The organism is Arthrobacter sulfonylureivorans (genome assembly GCF_022637435.1).
In the GTDB taxonomy this organism is placed as follows: domain Bacteria; phylum Actinomycetota; class Actinomycetes; order Actinomycetales; family Micrococcaceae; genus Crystallibacter; species Crystallibacter sulfonylureivorans.
Window position 1 is genome coordinate 1918556 of the sequence record NZ_CP093326.1, and the last position, 17175, is coordinate 1935730.

A 17175-nucleotide genomic window follows, 5' to 3' on the forward strand; every position below is an offset into this window, starting at 1 on the left:
TCACTGGGGGCAGTTGGGGGAATTCTAGGCATGGTGAAGCCATATGGCGCTCACCCGCGGGGTGCGTGTCGTATTGAGTGGCGGAACCGGTCCATCAATCTGGAGAGTCCGCTGCGTTTCAACAGGGAACGGTTGTAATCGTGATGCTGCGCCTTTGGTGTGCCAATGGCTCCGGCCGAAGGCTTCCGCGAGGCGGCAGACATCTTCAGCGGGACCAGTTTGCCGTCAGCGAGGATCACGGGCATTTGGGAACTGGTCCATTCGCACTCGACCTCTAGGACGAACGGGGGGACGTGGTCTTCCATGGCCGCGGTCGAATCGGCCGTCATTCTAGAGGCGCCCGGCTGCCGAACGACCATCTGGCCGTCCGCAAGTAGCTGATGATCGAGCTGCAAGCGCCCGTGCGCGGTCAAGAGTGCCGCAGCGCGAATCTTGCCGCCGTTCCTGGGGGGCGTCAGCTTTAGATCGCCGTCGCCGTAGCTGGAAACTTTGACCGCCGTGAACTTCGGCCGCGCACTTTGGCGCATGCTCAGGCTGCCATGGGTTGTGGAGTATGCCTCCAAATAGGCGGCTGCGCCGTCCTCCGGTGAGAGCAGCACCACGGCGCGGGCTTGAGCTACATCCTCGGCGCGGGGATAGGAAGCACGGGACGAACTCAGCTTTCCGCTGCCGTCAGATAACACTAGGTGTGCGTCCCAGACCGCGGGAACCGTAGGAGCTTGGGGGAGTAGATCCGCGCCAAGAACGAATTGCCAGCGCTGGTCGTCAAGCGCTTTGCCGGCCACGTCGACTGTGACGGGGGAGGTGCCTCGAGTCACCAGCTCCATCACCAGCGGTTGAAGGGCCAGACCGGGGACCTCGGTCAGCGGAGTTTGAATGGAGTAGATGATTGCTAGCCCGCTGGGCGTGCTGCCCAATCCTTCGAAGCTGTGGTTGAGTTTGGCAGCGTCCGTGACCCGGCGCAGTTCAACAGGGACCAGGGCGTTGAGTTCGGGGCCGAGATCGAAATGCAGTCTGCCTTCTTCGGCGACATAGGACGGTCCTGCCGCCAACTGGTGGTTGAGGTTAGTCAACTGGGCGACGGTCCCCTCCCGGGCCACAGCTAGCCGCAGTCTGGACTTGTCTCTTGCCGCTGCGAGGTCCTCGCTGCCCATGCTGGTCAGGACTTCCCGCTGGATCCGGCTCAGGAATTCCTGCTGCTCATCGGCCGGCGCGGTCATGAGCGGCTTGCCCAGCCCCGGCGCCAGCGTCCTGAAAATTATGCGGTGGAAAAACTTCTGCCGACGCCGGCCCGGCTCCGTGTTCGCCACGATGATTTCGGCCACACGGGTGGTGGTCAGCAGTTTGTTCCGCAGCGACTGCCGTTGTTTGGAAACGTTGCCGCCGTCCTCGCGACCGCGCAGATGATAATAGTCGTAGTCCGCCAGAGTCGTGACCTTTTCGGCGGCAAGGTAGCACTGGGCCACGAAGACTTGGTCTTCGCCCTGGACCATGTCTTCCGGGAATTCGACTCCGAGGCGGCGTACCAGGGAGGTGCGGAAAAGCTTCCACGGGGAGAGAGTCCGCCACGCGCCGTCGTCGAGCACGTCGGCGTCGTAGATGGTCTTCAGGTAGGACGCCTGGCGCACCGTCCGGTTGTCACCCACGGCAAGAGCCACGACGACGTCGGACCCATGCTCGCGGGCGGCGGCAACCATCCGTTGCAAAGCCTCCGGGGAGAACCAATCGTCGGAGTCGAGGAAGAAGACGAACTCGCCGGTGGCAGCGGCCAACCCGCGGTTGCGGCCCACGCTGGGCTTGCCCGAGTTCTCCTGCCGCAGGGCCTTCAGGTTCGGATGCTCCGCGCGCAGGGACTGCAGGTAGTCCCACGTGCCGTCGGTGGAACCGTCGTCCACCACGATGATTTCGATTTCGGACTGCGGCAAAGTCTGGTTGAACACGCTCTCCAAGGATTCCTGGAGCAGCGACTGGCAGTTGTAGGTGGGCGTGACAATGGAAATGGTGGGAGTGGTCACGTGTTGCCTCTATTTCATGCCGGAAAGTATGCCGGGAACGCATCCAGCAGCGGGTCCGGGCTGAGTGTGTCGGCGGGCCGTCTGGCGGCCTGGGCCAATTTGACGAAGTCCGTTGCCGTGATCTGCTCAGCGGCGACTATTGCCTCGGAGACCTCATCGCGCGCCAGCACGCTAAAGAAGTCTTCGAACTTGAAGTTGTCCCCGTGCAATACATGATCCCCGATCCGCAGCCAAGTCCACGGGACGCCATAAGCGTGGGCAATGATGATCCCGTGCAGGGACGTTGAAATGCAGTGGCTCGCGTGGGCGATCTGGGACACCACGCGCTCCAGCCCGTTGCCGACGTTGACCACGTTCAGCTGCGGACCTTTGACTTCGGCGAAATAGGGCTTGTGCAAGTAGTGCGGCACAATGGCGATCTTGCCGGCTTGCTTAGACGCTGCTGGTTCCATAAACCGCGGCAGCAGAAGGGCCGGATCCCCGTAGATCTCGGGGACTTGCCAGCCCAGTTTGGTGGTGAGCTCGTGCCGGGTCAACCGTCCCCGGACGGCATGGATGGCAGCCGGTTTGTTTGGCCCGATCCGGCCGGCCTTTTCGGTGCCCAGCGCATTGATAATTCCGGAGCCCCACAGCTTGTGGCCGGGCACGTTCAGGTGGCCGACGACGGACCCGACGGTAAATAGCGAAGGCTGCTGCGGCTCGGTCCACTTGCTGTTGACCACCGGGCGGCCGGTTATGGCGCCCACCAGCCAGGGGCCGATGGTGTCCCCGAAGTTGGGTTTTTGGTCCCACCAGTAGGTCAGTACATGGTCGTGGGGGACCGGCCGATCTGGAGCCGCCTCGTGCGGCAAGGTTTGCAGCAAGCCAGTCAGCCATTGCATCTTGGCCAAGGTTTCCTGAACGAGGCGCTGGCGCGCATTGCGGCCGCCTGGCCACTGGGACAGGATGTGGCGTTCACCCTGATCCCGGACCATCGGCGCCAGTCCCACCAGGGAGCTGCGAAGCACGCGCCTGGACACGGCGTCCCGGCCCACCACCGACAGTTCCAGCTGGCTGGCCTTCACCCGTAGGTCGAAAGCGTAGGCTAGCGCGCCGTCCTTGAAGTCCAGGCACATACAGGTTTCCGAGTGCCTCCTGAGCCGGACCAGGCCGGGCATCCCAGTGGTCCGCTGTCCGAGTCGGCTCTGCAAGGACCGTAAGGGGTCCGGGTCAGTGACCCGTCCGTAGGCGCGGACCAGGCGCTTTGCCTGGGTGCGCAGAGCCGAGACAGCGGATGGCGTGCCGTTAATCTGCATGGCGGTATGGTGCTGCCTTTCGCGCGTTACGGTTGCCGGCAGCAGGCAGCGGTAACAATCACGCCTGGCAAGTGTGAGCCGGTCTTTGGTCCAGCGGCCTCCACAATGACCGCCCGTACTTGCCTCCGGCGGTGCGAAGGGCTGGAGGCAAGTACCCATCATATACGGGCTTGGCTGGGGCCACGGGCGGCTGGGCCCAATCTCACAGCCTGCCGGCGGCCATGCGCGAGAACAATCCGCTGTGCTCAAAGCGGGTGCCCGCGAAGAACCAGCCCGAGCCGTCCGGCTTGGTAACCACTAGGTCCGGCTTGCTGTCCTGGTTGAAATTGCCCACTCCGAGGATCCGGTTGAACTTGTCCCAGCCCTTGGACGCAATTTTCCTCTCGGCCGCGAACCAGCCTTTCGAAGCGGAATACGACTTGTACCCGGAGAGCAGCCAGAGCGAGCCGTCACGCTTCCGTGCAACGAGGTCGCCGGCTCCGTCTCCGGTGAAGTCGCCGGGGCCCGCCATCGCGTCGTAGCTCTGCCAACCGGACTCTATCCGGGACTTCTTCCCGGTACCTCCGGTGCCGGTGCCCGCGTACAGGTAGGCGGCGCCATTACTTTGGACGGCAATCAGGTCCTGCTTGCCGTCCCGATTGACGTCGCTGGCGGCGAGCAGGTGGCTGAACTTATTCCAGCCGCTCTTGCCGATGCGGACCTTCTTGGTGAACACTTGCTGGCCCGCGGCAGCACGCCCGGCCCCTGGGTAGAGCCAGAGGGATCCCTTCTGCCCGCGGGCCAGGACGTCGTCCCGACCGTCGCCGTTGTAGTCGCCCACACCCACCAACAGGTTGAATTTATTCCAGCCGCTCGAGCCGATTTTGACCCGGGCACCGTAGCCGCCCTTGCCGTTACCGGCGGCAAACCACAACGAACCGTTGGACTTGCGGGCCAACAAGTCTGGATCCCCGTCGCCGTTGAGATCGCCTGCTGCCAGCAAAAGGTCGTAAGTGCGCCAGACGGACTGCCCCGCACGTACGCGGTTCTTTACTCCTGTGGAATCCTTCATTTGGGAGCCCGGGAAGAACCCAAGATTGCCATCGGGAAGAGTGACGACGACGTCTGCCTTGCGGTCGCGGTTGTTATCGCCAAGGCCAAGGATCTGGGTGAACTTCTCCCAGCCCTTGGAGGCAACCCGCGTGGCGGCGGTAAAGGTGCCGTCCAGTTTGGTTGTCCGGGTGCCGCGCAGCACCCAGAGGGAACCGTCGGCCCGGCGGCCCAGGACGTCCGCCTTGCCATCCCCGCTGAAGTCCCCGGGTGCGGCCAGTTGGTTGTAGCCGCCCCAACCGGACGCCACCTTGGTTCGAGACCCCAGTCGGCCGGTGCCCAGGCCGGGGAAGACCCAGGCCGTCCCATCGGACATCGTCACCAGAACATCCCGCTTGCCGTCCCCGTTCAGGTCGCCAGGGACCAGGATGGACTGAAACTTCTCCCAACCCTTCGCGGATATCTCCACACCCTTCTTAAATGTGGCGTTGGAGGTTCCCGCCATGAACCACAGGGAGCCGTCGGTGTGCCGGGCCAGGACGTCGGGGATCTTGTCCCCGTTCAGGTCCCCGGCACCGACAATTGCATCGTATTTTTGCCAGCCGCCGCTACTGATCTGGCGTGCCGCGCCGAAACCGCCGCTGCCGTTGCCGGGATAGAGCCACATGGTTCCGTCGCTGCGGCGCGAGAGCAGGTCCCCGTTGCCGTCACCGGTCATGTCCCCGGGGGCGGCATTGCGTAGCTTGCGGTCGTAAAGCCCCGCGAAGTTTTTGAGGTCGGTCCAGCTGCCGCGCCAGACATTGGAGTCGCCCACGAACGGTCCGGTGGAGCTGTACTGCCAAATGTCCCAGCTGGTCCAGCCGGCCGGCAACGGATCAGGGTAGGCGACCCCGTACTCGGCAATGTGCAGCGGATGATCGCGGAACGCGGTGCTGCTGCCGGTGCACTGGTTCCACCAGCCGGCCGTCGTGTAGATGGCGGGGACCCGGCCGGTGCGTGACTTAATGGTGTTCGAGAAGTCCTTGATCCAGGCCACCATCTGCTTGGCGCTCATGTTGTAGCAGGTGTTGCCCAGCTTCGTATACGGGTTGTATTCAATGTCCAGCAGCGGGGGGAGCGTTTTGCCATCGGCAGACCAAGCGCCGCCGTTTTTCAGCATGTAGGCCGCTTGTGACTTCCCCGAGGAAACGCTGGGAATGGCGAAGTGATAGGCGCCTCGGATCATGCCCTGCTGATAGGACCCGCCGTACTGCTGGCCAAAGTAGGGATTCAGATAAGTGGTTGCCTCAGTGGCCTTGACGTACGCGAAGCGGGCGCCTTGGTTCCACTCGGTTTTCCAGTCGACTGTTCCTTGGTGGCTGCTGACGTCGATGCCCTGAATACCGTTGGGCCGGGCTTTGTTGCGGTTCGGCGCAGCCAGCGGCTGTACCGCTGCCATCCGGTCGATGGACAGTACTTCCGTGTCCGGTGCCAGTTCCTGCCGTAGGTTCTGCTCAAGTTGTTCTTGTTGATCCGGCTTCGCCAGTTCACGACGAAGCTGAAGGCCTTGCCCCATCTGGGCGCCGTCTTCTCCCTGCAGGGCCTTCATCAGGCCGTCCAGTTGTTCCTGCGTGAGCTCGTCAACGTTAACCTCGGCCGCAGGATCCAGCAGCGCCTCCATCGTTTCACTGAGGGGTTCTTCGACGGCGGGTTCTGTTGCCTGCTCGGTAGGGGCAGGGGTTGGATCGGATTCGGCGGTCTCTGTCTCGACAGGATCAGCCGGGGGCTCCGCGACGTTCGTTCCTGTGGGTTCAACGTCCGGGTCGGCCGCGGTCGCAGTTTCGGGGACTGCGGCGGCCTCGGTGGGGCTGGCACTGTTGTCCGCTTCAACCAGCGGGCTTTCCACTGTGTTTTCCGGCGGCAGCTCAGCGGCTCCAGCGGCCGGTGGAACCATCAGCAAAGTGGAGGACGCCAGTGCCACGGTAGTCAGGGCCGAGACCAACCAGGTCGGTTTGCGGCGTAAGGACGGGGCGCCTGCGGACAAAGAGTTGCGGTTGCTCATAAAGCTGCTCCAAGGCTTCCTTATCGCTGCGCTGCGAGACCGAAAGGAAAATGACTGGGCCGGGGTAGATTGACCGCTTCACCTTAACATCAGGACCCGCGCCAGGCCCGCCCTAACGCAGTGTCGAAGCAAATTTGTATAAAGAATTTACAAATTCTGTCAGACGGCATCTGGTGCCGACCGGGGGACACACCGTTGCCGGCTGGCTTCGGGATAAGCATCCGATGCGCGCCGCCCGGGAAGGCTGCCCCTTTGAGCAGGAACACACGGCAGCGCGGTAGGCGCCAGCCCCCAGCCTGCCACCAAGATGAGGGCGGGGGTGTGGGACTACTGGTCCTGCGGTCCGGCGGCCGGAGCCCAACCCAAGCGGTTCGTCTCCGGGACCATCGCGGCTATCTTGCCCCCGGCCGGGGAGCCGCCAGGGCCTTGCTGATCGGCTGCTCCAGGTACGGGACCAGCGAGGAGGCATAGGTTGCGGTGATGTGGGAACCGTCCCGGTAGGCAACCTCGGAGCCGATGGCCGCCGGGCAGACGCCGTCGACACAGAAATACTTGTCCAGGTCCACTCGGTTGATGCCGGGCAGGGACAGCTTGCGGACCGCCTCATCCAGCGGGTCCATCCAGTGCCAGCTGGACGGAGTGCCGGAGCAGGCAGCGGGGTTGCCCGGATTCGAGGCCAGACAGTCGGGGATGTTGCTGATCTTGGTTCCCGGGTAGGGCGGATCTTTGATCACCAGCACCCTGGTACCGGCTGCGGCCCACTGCTTCAAATATGATTCGTAACCGGCGAGGGCGGGCGCCTGCGTGGTGCCCCAGCTTTCGCCTTGCACCGGGACGGACTGGCGTTCGGACGTGATGACCAGATCGAACTTGCCGCCCTTGGTCTGCTCCATGACCCAGTCCCCGTAGTCCAGGCAATTCTGGGTCTTGGCCTGGCTGCCCAGCTCCAGCGGGGCATCTGTCACGTTGCAGCGAGAGGCCAAGAAGGTGGTGATGGTCCAGCCGTGGTGCTCGGCCATCTCCTGCAGCGCGGGTAGCCAATGACCGGCATGGGAGTTGCCTACGAGCGCGATCTGCTCCGGCCCGTTGCCATAGCGGCACACCGGCCGGTCCAGGAAATCACTGACCGCCCAACAGTCGTCCCTGTAGGCGTCCGGCAGGTCCTTCTTGGCCAGGGACGGCTCCGGCACGAGCGAGGCCTGCGCATCCTGTGGGCATTGCTCGAAGCCCTGCGCTGCAGCCGCAGCACCCATGCAGGGGTCCCGGCTCTGCTTTATGGCCGCCAGCTGGCTGGCCGCCATTTGCTGACGCACGCCAACTTCGGCCAACTGGGCGCTGCCGAAGACCGCCAACGTGGCCATGCCGATTGCGGCAAAACGGTAGGTGGGCAGCAGCCGCGCCGAGGGCAGGGACCGCCGGAATCTGTCTTCGACGTAGGTTTTCGTCACTGCCGACAGAGCCAGCGTCAGCGCAAGGACGGTCAGCTGGACCGGCAGGCCGACGCCCATGAGCATAGGCAGCAGAACGATCAGCGGCCAATGCCACAAATAGATCGAATACGATGCATCTCCGAGCCACTGGACCGGCCGGGGCCGCAGGATCCCGGTGGGGGAGTATGCCCGGGTGGATCCGGCCAGAAGGACCAGCATCGTGCCCAGCACCGGCAGCAGCGCAGCATAACCGGGGAACGGGGTGTGGGTGGAATAGGTGGCCCCGGCCACGACGATAGCCGCCATGCCTGCCCAGCCAAGTGCCGCCGTCGTCGGCTGCGGGAGGCGCGTGGCGGCCAGCGCTGGGAGGGTAGCCGCGAAGCCTCCTGCAGCCAGCTCCCAGATCCGCGTTGGGGTGATGAAATAGGCGCTTGCCGGCTCCACCGCGGTGCCCAGCACGGAGATGGCCAACGAAACCCCGATCACCGCTGCCACCATCCAGCGGACCGCCACCGTCGGACGGAGATGCCGCTGACGGGCAGCCGCGAAGACAAGCAGCATCAGCACCGGCCAGCCGAGGTAGAACTGCTCCTCCACGGACAGGGACCAGAAGTGCTGGACGGGCGTGGGAGCGTTGTCCGCGGCCAGATAGTCCACCGAGCTATTGGCCAGCAGCCAGTTCTGCACGTACAGCGCCGAGCCGATGATCTGCCGGGCAGTGTCCTCCCACTGGGTAGGCGGGGCCAGCAGCCGTGAGCCCACCGCTGTGGCGGCGAGGACAACAAAGGCTGCCGGCAGCAGTCGGCGGATGCGCCGGCCCCAGAACTGCAGCAGGTCCCGGCCGGTCCGCGGCTGCTTGCCGAGCAGATGTGCCGTCATCAGGTAACCGGAGATGACGAAGAAGACGTCCACGCCAACAAAGCCGCCGGTTAGCGCCCCGGGCCAGAGATGGTAGACCACGACCATGGACACGGCGAGCGCCCGCAGGCCTTGGATGTCCTGCCGGAAGCCGGCGCTGCGGGGCGTGCTACCGGAATCCTGGCTGGTTCCGGCCCGTGCTGTTGGCTGAGCGTTCGTGGTGACTCCTGACGAAGGTCACGGCCAATGTGTGCCGGTCAGTCTACCCGCCGCTCCCCACCGGAAACAGGGAGGGGCAGCCGGCTACCTGTACTGGCCGTTCATCCAGCCGATCCGGCTCTTCGTCCAACTGCGCAGGTAGCTGACTTCCTTCGACCAGGAACCCTTGACAATGTGGTAGTCGCGGAGCTTCTGCTTGACGTTCCACAGCTTGAAGTTTGCCGCGGCGGATTTCGAGATCAGCTTGCTTTGGCTGGCCAGGTAGGAGTCGCTCTTCTTCAGAGAGGCGTGAACCTGCGTCCAGCGCTTGCTGACGGCCTTCCGGAAACCGGGATCGTCATTCAGCCGGTTGAACCAGGTGTCTGCCGACTGCCGTGCGGCGATTTTTTGCGGATCGCGGAGGTACCAGGTGTTAGTGGTTTCCAGCTTGCCGCCCCGGTCGGCGTTTCCGGCTGCAATATCAAAGTCCCACAGCGGTCCGAAATACAGCTTCCCATTGGCCTTCTTGTACATGTAAACGCTGGCATACATGTTGCCGTCAAGGGGCTTCATGAGTTCCATGGCGATGTAATAGTCGACGGCGGAGGGAAGGCTGATGTACTTTCGCCAGCCTTTCGTGGAGGACTTGAAGTTCTTGCCGAACAGTGCCTTGTCCGCGGCATCAAGATACCCGTCGATGTATTTGATCTGGGCCGCTGTGATGCCTTTTCCGGTATTCTTGCCAGCCTCGTCAAAGTCGTTTTCGGGCTCCTTGATGCCCACATAGCCGTGTTTACCGACTGTCACGTTGTGGTCGGCTCCTTTACGGAAATCCCACTCGAGGACATAGCCGCCGGTCTTGTTGGCGGAGCTCGAATCCAGCTCCGGCACGCTGACCCGGACCGCGTCCCCTGGCTTCTTCTTGGCCGGATCGGTGACGGCAATCCGCTCGATCAACAGGTACGAACCGCGGTAGGAACCGTTGAGATAGAGGTCCACCGGCTTGGACTTGGGGGTCCAGGCTAGCTTCGTCATCTTCGAGCCGATGAAGCCGGCGAGCGAGTTGCGCAGCAGCGACTTGTCATAATGGTTCGCCACCAGAGCCCATTTCTTGCTAGCGCCCATCCCGCACAGATCGACTTTCTTGTCGAGCTTCACGGTGTACGACTTCTTGGCGAAGGTCCATGATGAGTTGCCCCGCCCCTTGGCCGCTGCCAACTGCGATGAGACGGCCGCGCAGCCAGCCCCGGCTTTGATGGCAAACCTGCCTTCGAAGTAGCGGCTGCGGGTGCTGATTGACTTGCCCTCGTTGGTGTTCAGGTACACCACCGGGAGCCCGGACTTTTTGGTGGCGGTCTTGGCCGCGTATCTGACAGTGCCGGAGACCGCTTGTGTGCTGCCGGTTCCGGTCACCGCACGGTACTCGTGCTTAACCTCCAGCGGATTGGAGATGCTGAAGGTCGCCTTGCCACTGGCATCCTGGACGCCAGTGGCAACCGTCTTCCACGCCGCGGACGTCACTTCAACGGTCATGGAGGTGACGAGCGTTTTCACTTGTAGTTTGACAGCTTGGCCCGATGCTGCCGGGCTGAACTGAGCGGTCGCCTTGGCGGCGGTGCCCGGTCCGCCGTCGACCATTGCCAATGTTGCGGTGGCCGCGCTCGCTTGCGGGAGCGAGGGTGGCATAACCACCAAACCGAGCGAGAGAGAGACTATTGCGGCAGCAGAAAATAGGCTTTTCATGATTCCCCCGAATCAGCGCGCAACCCCAGATGCGATAGTGCCCGTACCCTACTCTTCGGCCGGAAATAGGACAACATGTAGCGTCAGAGTCGCCGTCAACTGGCATGGAACGCCTGATCCCCCTGAGCCCCTTTCCTTCGGCAACGACCACGCCCATTCGGAGACTGAGAAATGCGGCAACGAGCTATTTCTCCCCGGAGGTAATGCTCCGAGGTAGCTGGGAGAGCTTCAGCCCGCTTGCAGCACCTTCTCCACCGCGTCTAGGAAGCGTCGTGTGCCGGCCCCCGGCGCCGTGTCACCGAAATAGTGTTCCACCAGGGCCGTCTGCTCTTTCGGCAGGGGCTGAGAGAGCAGGCCGGCGAGAATGTTTGGGACGTCTTCCGCATCCGTGGCGTCCAGCAGTGGCACGACGGCGGTGATGCCGTTGTGCTGGATTTCAGCTTCCGGATCCACAGGGCGCGTGACCAGCAACCGCTTGGAGAGCGGCAGACAGTCCATCGCCACCGCCGAGATGTCACAGATGCATGCGTCTGCCTCGGCCATCGCGGCGGCCACATCGCGGCGCGTGTCCAGGTAGTGTCCGGCCCCGGGATGCTGCTGGGCATTTTTGATCAGGCCGGTGATGTGGCGCACTGCGGCCCGGTGCTCAGGGACGCGGACGCCGGTGCGCGGGTGCGGCCGGAATATCAGGCGGTAGCGAGGATCGGCCAGCAGCGCCGCGACAAGGGCGGTGCCGTGGCTGGCGGCCGAACCGTAGGCCATCGCCGGCCGGTCTCCTTCCCAAGTGGGGGCATACAGCACGGTGGTCCGTCCGCCGTCGTACGCCCTGACGTCCCGCACCGGGGTGTCCAGTTGGGGCCGGCCGATCTCTACCAGCTTGGCTGGGTCCATCCGGCGGAGGTGGCCGAGGATGCGCTCGCGGGAGGCGGCCCCCGCGATGAAGGCATAGTCGTAGGCCTTGAGCTGGTTGGACGCCATCGAAATCTTGTCGCTCTCGCCGTGGCTCAGGTGCACATGGCGTGGGCCGGCGAGGCGCAGGACGGTGAAATTGTCGCGGTTGTTGTTCACATAGAACACCAGCCTGACGCGGTGGGAGTCCACGAACTCCTCCACCTGACCAATGCCGGTGGTCAGGAAAACCGGCAGCGGGGAATCGGGCAGCAGCGCCGCGGCCGTCGTGGGCTTGTGCACCAGCACGGCGGTCGGATGCGTCTTGGCCAGCTCGGCCAGCGGAGCCAGCCATTGCCGGAGTTGGTAAGCGCTGCCGGGATCATCGGCGAAGTAAACCACGCAGTCAAAACGGTCCGGGGCACCGGTATTGGCGGCAGCGAGCCGGGTCCGGACCCGGCCTTCCAACAGCGCACCAGCGGCACGGTCGCGTGCTAGCTCCAGAGTTCGTCGGGCGGTGGCGGCGATGGTCAAGGGTTTTCCTGCTTTCCGTGGGACTGTTACCAGCCTAGTATTCCTGCTGAGGGGACTACCGGTTCGCTGGGGGAGGGAAGCGTATGATCGCTGCAGTGCGGGGATGGTTCGCACGCACCCTTCCCAGGCCCATGGCGCGGGCCCTGTTCAACCTTGTCTACGGCAGGACGGGGATGCAGCGCGGCATTAAGCGGGCCGTCGACCACACCCGGCTGCGGGTCCACCACACCGAATTGACCGAGGGCGAGGCCGCCGTCTCGGTCGCGGGCGGACTGCTTCCGGCCCGTTCCGTGGCACGGTTCAGCGCGGTCCAGGCCGTTGCGGACAACCGGGCTCTGTTAGTTGGAGCCCTCGAAGCCGCCGGCATCGCCTTCCGGGACGCGACGCTGCCCGGGGATGGACCCACCCTGGACATCGCCCCCCGGCAACTGCAGCAGGCCGTGGCGGCTGTTGCACATGCCGCAGAGGGGCGGCCCGTCTATGTGCTCTCCGGTAAGGGGCACGGCCCGTATCCCGTCGCCGATGCCAAGCCGGCGCAGGGCGAGCCACTGACCATCTTCGAGGCGCTGGAGGCGGGCGGGGTGGTGCTGGCCGACCAGCGGCATGGCTGTGTGCTGAGCGTGGCCGCCGGTCCGCGCCGGACCCTGCCGTGGTATTCGGACGTCACGTTTCCTATCGACGCCGTCTACACCTGGGTGGACGGCGCCGATCCAGAGTGGGCGGCCGAGAAAGCCGAAGCCTGGCGGCAGGCAGTCGACCACGGGGGCGACGGCGGAAGCCGGTACAGCGAGTACTCAGCGAACGAGGCACGCTTCCGGCAGCATGACGAACTGCGCTACTCAATGCGCTCGCTGGACTACTTCGCCCCCTGGATCAACCACGTCTATCTGGTGACCGCTGGGCAGGCCCCGGACTGGCTGGACCTCACCAACCCGCGGATCACACTGGTGCACCACCGCGAAATCTTTGCGGACCCCGGCGCGCTGCCCACCTTCAACTCGCATGCCATCGAGGCACAGTTACACCGCATTCGAGGCCTGAGCGAGCACTTTCTCTACCTGAACGACGATGTCTTTTTCGGCCGCCACGTGGAACCGGAACTATTCTTCCTCGGCAATGGGCTGACCAAAATGTTCCTATCCAGCAAAGCAGTGGACTTCGGGCCCAGCAGTCCGGAGGACCTTCCCGTGGACAGCGCCGCCCGCAGGAACCGCGCGTTGCTCGAGGAGGCTTTCGGTCGGACGATGTCCTACAAGTTCCAGCACGTGGTCCACCCGGAGCGGGTCAGCACGCTGGCCCGGGTCGAACAGCAGTTTCCGGACCAGGTCCGCGCCACAACATTGGCGAAGTTCCGCACGCCCGAGGACGTCTCGGTGGCCTCCGCGGTTGCCCACTACTACGGCTACCTGATTGGCACTACCGTGCCGGGCCGGTTGAGCTACCGGTACTGCGACATCTCCCAGCCTTCCGCCCAGGGCAAGCTGTTGCGGCTGCTACGCGACCGCAGCTCGGATGTCTTCTGTCTCAACGAAGTGGATAGCACCGGGCTGGACCAGGCGGACCTAGACCGTATGATGCAGGAGTTCCTCGCCGAGTACTTCCCGGTGCCTTGCTCGTTCGAGGTGCAAGGGTGACCGCGCCGGCGTCCCTCCGTAGCCTGCTGCGCTCGGCCCGGCGGCGCGCCGAGCACGTATTGGACCGGAGCGCGGCCGGCGCCCGGCTGGAGCTGCACCGGCTGGCCGTCAGCCAGCAGGGCACGCAGTTGACGGTGTGCGTGAAATTGTCGACGGAGCTGGCTCCGATCGCACTGTGGACCAGATCCGGGGAGGAGTTGGTCCGTCTGGCTGAACTGCACCCAGTGTCTCCGGGCTCCGATCCGCCTGTGGCGCCGCGCAGTGGTCCCGGCCACGTCGCCGGCCACGCGGGGCCAGAGTATTCGGCAGTGATCGCGCTAGAGGATTTTCCCGGCGTCGCTGCGCAGCCGGCCCATGACGGTGAGGGCGGTGTCCTGCCGGTGCTGCTGGAAGTCAGGGCCGTGGCAGACCGGCTGCCGCGCTATGCATCAAGGGTCGTGGCGGAAGACGGGCATGTCCGCGGCTTCGTCTCCGTGGGCAGGTTCCGACGCACTATTACCGGCCCGCTGCGGCCGGTCACGTCAGGCACCGGCAGCGTCCTGGCGCTGTATGTGAACCGTAACGGCTTTCTCCGCCTCGCGGTCGACCGCGCGCTTAAGCGCTACAACGTTATTTACGTGAAACGCCTCTCGGTGGCCGGCGGTGTCGTCCGGCTCTCCGGGCGGCTACGCACGCGCCACGGCGAGGCAGTGCGGGCCGAGCTCGTCCTCATCGGTCGCCGCAGCGGAACCCGGTACACGGCCCCCGCACGTTTGGCTCTGGATAGCACCGTGACCCAGCGCAATTTCGGTCTTCATGAATACCGGCTCTCGGTCCGGCTTGACTTGGCGGCGCTGTCCGATGATGAACTGACCAAAGACGGCATACTGGACGCCTGGCTGGAGATCCATGACCGTGCATCGGACCAACCGCACCGGGTGCGGGTCGGCCGCACCCGATATCTCGTCCGGAAGCTGACCCGGCCCGGCTGGAAGAACCGCGGCGAGCGCACCCTGTGCATCATCCCGTACTACACGTTCAAAGCGAAGAAGACGTCCTTTCACATTGAGCTGCTGGATACTGACGCCTTCGAGAGCCTGCAGGAACACACCCGCGCCCGGTTATCCAGGGCGCGGGAGGTCGGCAAGGGGACCGACCGGCCGGTATGGCTGGTGGGGGAGCAGCCCTACAAAGCCCAGGACACGGGACTGGCCTTCTTCCAGTACCTGCGCGCCAGCCATCCGGAGATCGACGCCTACTACGTCATCGATCCGGATTCCCCGGAAGCCCGGAACCTTGAGGGGTTGGGCAACGTCGTCGCGTATCAGTCCAAGGAGCACGTGGAAGTGGCGCTGAAGGCTGAACGGTTCATCGGCTCGCACCACCCCGACTTCCTCTACCCGACGAGGCTGCCGCAGTTCCACCGTGCGGTGCGGGGCGTGAAGGTCTTCCTGCAGCACGGAGTGATGGGGACTAAATGGATGGTGCCCAACTACGGGCGCAATTCCCCGGGCTTCGAAACGGACCTGTTCTTGGTCAGCTCGGAACGGGAGAAGGAGTATATTGTCAGCGACTTCGGCTACCGGCCGGAGCAGGTCGCGGTCACGGGCCTGTCCCGATTCGACACGCTCTTTGCCGGGGACGTTCCGGTCAAGCCGAATCAGATTTTAGTGATCCCCACCTGGCGGGACTGGCTGCAGGATCCGGCCCGCTTCACCGAGTCAGACTACCTGCACGCCTGGGGGGACTTCCTGCGGGACCCCCAGTTGTCCGCTTTGACCGAAGAGTACGGGGCAGAACTGGTCTTTTGCCTGCACCCCAACATGCAGCACTTCCGCTCCTACTTCGACGGCGTTCCGGCCCGCGTCATTTCACAGGGGGAAGTCAGCGTTCAGCACCTGCTTAAGCAGAGCGCGCTGCTGGTCACTGACTACTCTAGCGTCGGATTCGATTTCAGCTTCCTGGATAGACCGGTGATCTACTACCAGTTCGACCGGGAGCGCTTCCTCGGTCCGCGGGGGTCGCACCTTGACCTGGACGCGGAGCTGCCGGGCCGGATTGCGTTCGACCGTGACAGGCTGCTGGACCTGCTGGAGGAGGCTCTCCGCGCCGGCTGCACCGTCACCCCTGAATACCAGCGGCGGGCCCGCCGGTTCCTCACGTTCAAGGACCATCAGAACTGCCGCCGCATTTTCGATGCCGTGCTCAGCGCCCGGCCTGCGGCACGGGGATTGCGCGACGGCGGTGTGCCGGAAATTGTGCAAACCGCGGGCCGTCGGCTGCGTGGCAGCCGGTTCTACTTCCCAGCGATGCGCCGATTCTTCCGTGCCGTGTCCCGCACACCGGCCGCCGAGGACCTCATCGTGTTCGAAAGCGGGCTGGGCACCCAGTATGCGGACAGCCCCCGCTACCTCTACGAGGAACTGGTTCGGCGCGGGGACCAACGCCGCAAAGTCTGGATCTACCACCGCAAACTGCCCGGCAGCGATCCACGGACCAAGGTGGTGCGGCGGCTCTCTCCCGGCTATTTCTGGTACCTGGCCAGGGCAAAGTACTGGGTGAATAACCAGAACTTCCCGCACTACCTGCAACGCCGCCGAAACGGCGTGTTCATCCAGACCTGGCATGGCACGCCACTCAAGCGCATGCTGCTCGACCTGGAACAGGTCCACGGCCGTGATGAGGACTATATGGTCCGGGTCAATCAAGCCGTCCGGCAATGGAGCGTGCTGCTTTCGCCCAGCTCGTATGCCACACACGCCTTCCGCAGCGCCTTCGGCTACCGGGGGCCCGTAATGGAGGAGGGGTACCCGCGCAACGACGTGCTCGCGCTGGGCCGTCGGAGTGACGCGGGCAACGTCATCAGGGAGAGGCTGGGCATTCCGCACGGCCGCCGGGTGGTGCTCTACGCGCCGACCTTCCGGGACGACCAGTCCACCGGCACAGGACGGTTCGGCTTTGAACTGCCGCTGGACCTGGACGCCTTCCAACGGCGTTTTGGAGCGGACACCGTGCTCCTGCTGCGCATGCATCTGCTGATCGCCAATCGGTTGGCCATTCCCGAGAGCGTCGCGGGCTGCGTCCGCGACGTTTCCGGCTATCCGGAAATCCAGGAACTGTTTCTGGCCAGCGACGTGCTGGTGACCGACTATTCATCCGTCCTATTCGACTACGCGATTCTGCGCCGGCCGATCGTCTTCTACGCCTACGACCTGGAGCACTACCGGGACACGCTGCGCGGCTTCTACCTCGACTATGGTCCGGACCTGCCCGGGCCGGTGGCCCAGACCGAAGACGAACTGTTCGACGCGCTGGCTGAGGCAGCTGTCCCGGATCCCGGGCGCGAGCGTCGGTTGGAGGAGTTTGCGGCACGATTCGCCCCAAAGGACGACGGCGGTGCGGCCCGGCGCGTGGTGGACCTGCTGCTGCCGCCGGTCCCGCTGCGGCAGCGTGCCGATTCGAATGATGGCCGCATGCCGGGCGACGACGGCGGCCGCCCAGCCTCGTCCCCGCATTCCTGACCCGTCCGGG

At 64.4% G+C, this 17175-nt stretch carries 8 protein-coding genes; 2 read left to right on the forward strand and 6 right to left on the reverse strand.

Going from position 1 to position 17175, the window contains the following annotated elements:
* Positions 1-50: 50 nt before the first annotated feature.
* From MNQ99_RS09040 to MNQ99_RS09065, 6 genes are all read right to left on the reverse strand, one after another.
* A complete protein-coding gene (locus MNQ99_RS09040) occupies positions 51-2015 on the reverse strand; it encodes a glycosyltransferase family 2 protein (RefSeq protein WP_241915189.1) in 1965 nt (654 codons plus the stop codon).
* Between the two features lie 14 nt (positions 2016-2029).
* A complete protein-coding gene (locus MNQ99_RS09045; protein WP_241915190.1) occupies positions 2030-3310 on the reverse strand; it encodes a polysaccharide pyruvyl transferase family protein in 1281 nt (426 codons plus the stop codon).
* A gap of 202 nt (positions 3311-3512) precedes the next feature.
* Positions 3513-6380 carry a GH25 family lysozyme gene (locus tag MNQ99_RS09050; protein WP_241915191.1) on the reverse strand — a complete coding sequence of 956 codons (2868 nt, stop codon included), beginning with the start codon at positions 6378-6380 and terminating at the stop codon, positions 3513-3515.
* Positions 6381-6772: 392 nt separating this feature from the next.
* Positions 6773-8806, reverse strand: coding sequence for an acyltransferase family protein (locus MNQ99_RS09055; RefSeq protein ID WP_277883626.1), 2034 nt, complete (start codon positions 8804-8806; stop codon positions 6773-6775).
* A 165-nt stretch (positions 8807-8971) separates the two neighbouring features.
* Entirely contained in the window at positions 8972-10399 is a 1428-nt protein-coding gene (locus MNQ99_RS09060) for a CotH kinase family protein (RefSeq protein ID WP_241915192.1), read from the reverse strand.
* 438 nt (positions 10400-10837) lie between these two features.
* Complete coding sequence (locus tag MNQ99_RS09065) at positions 10838-12031, reverse strand: CDP-glycerol glycerophosphotransferase family protein (RefSeq protein WP_241915193.1); 1194 nt, start codon at positions 12029-12031, stop codon at positions 10838-10840.
* Positions 12032-12114: 83 nt separating this feature from the next.
* Here MNQ99_RS09065 and MNQ99_RS09070 point away from each other — a divergent pair, with 83 nt between their 5' ends.
* Positions 12115-13665 (forward strand): stealth family protein, encoded by a 1551-nt coding sequence (locus tag MNQ99_RS09070; RefSeq protein WP_241915194.1) that lies wholly within the window; start codon positions 12115-12117, stop codon positions 13663-13665.
* Entirely contained in the window at positions 13662-17165 is a 3504-nt protein-coding gene (locus tag MNQ99_RS09075) for a CDP-glycerol glycerophosphotransferase family protein (RefSeq protein WP_241915195.1), read from the forward strand. The genes MNQ99_RS09070 and MNQ99_RS09075 overlap by 4 nt, the downstream gene beginning before the upstream one ends.
* Positions 17166-17175 lie beyond the last annotated feature (10 nt).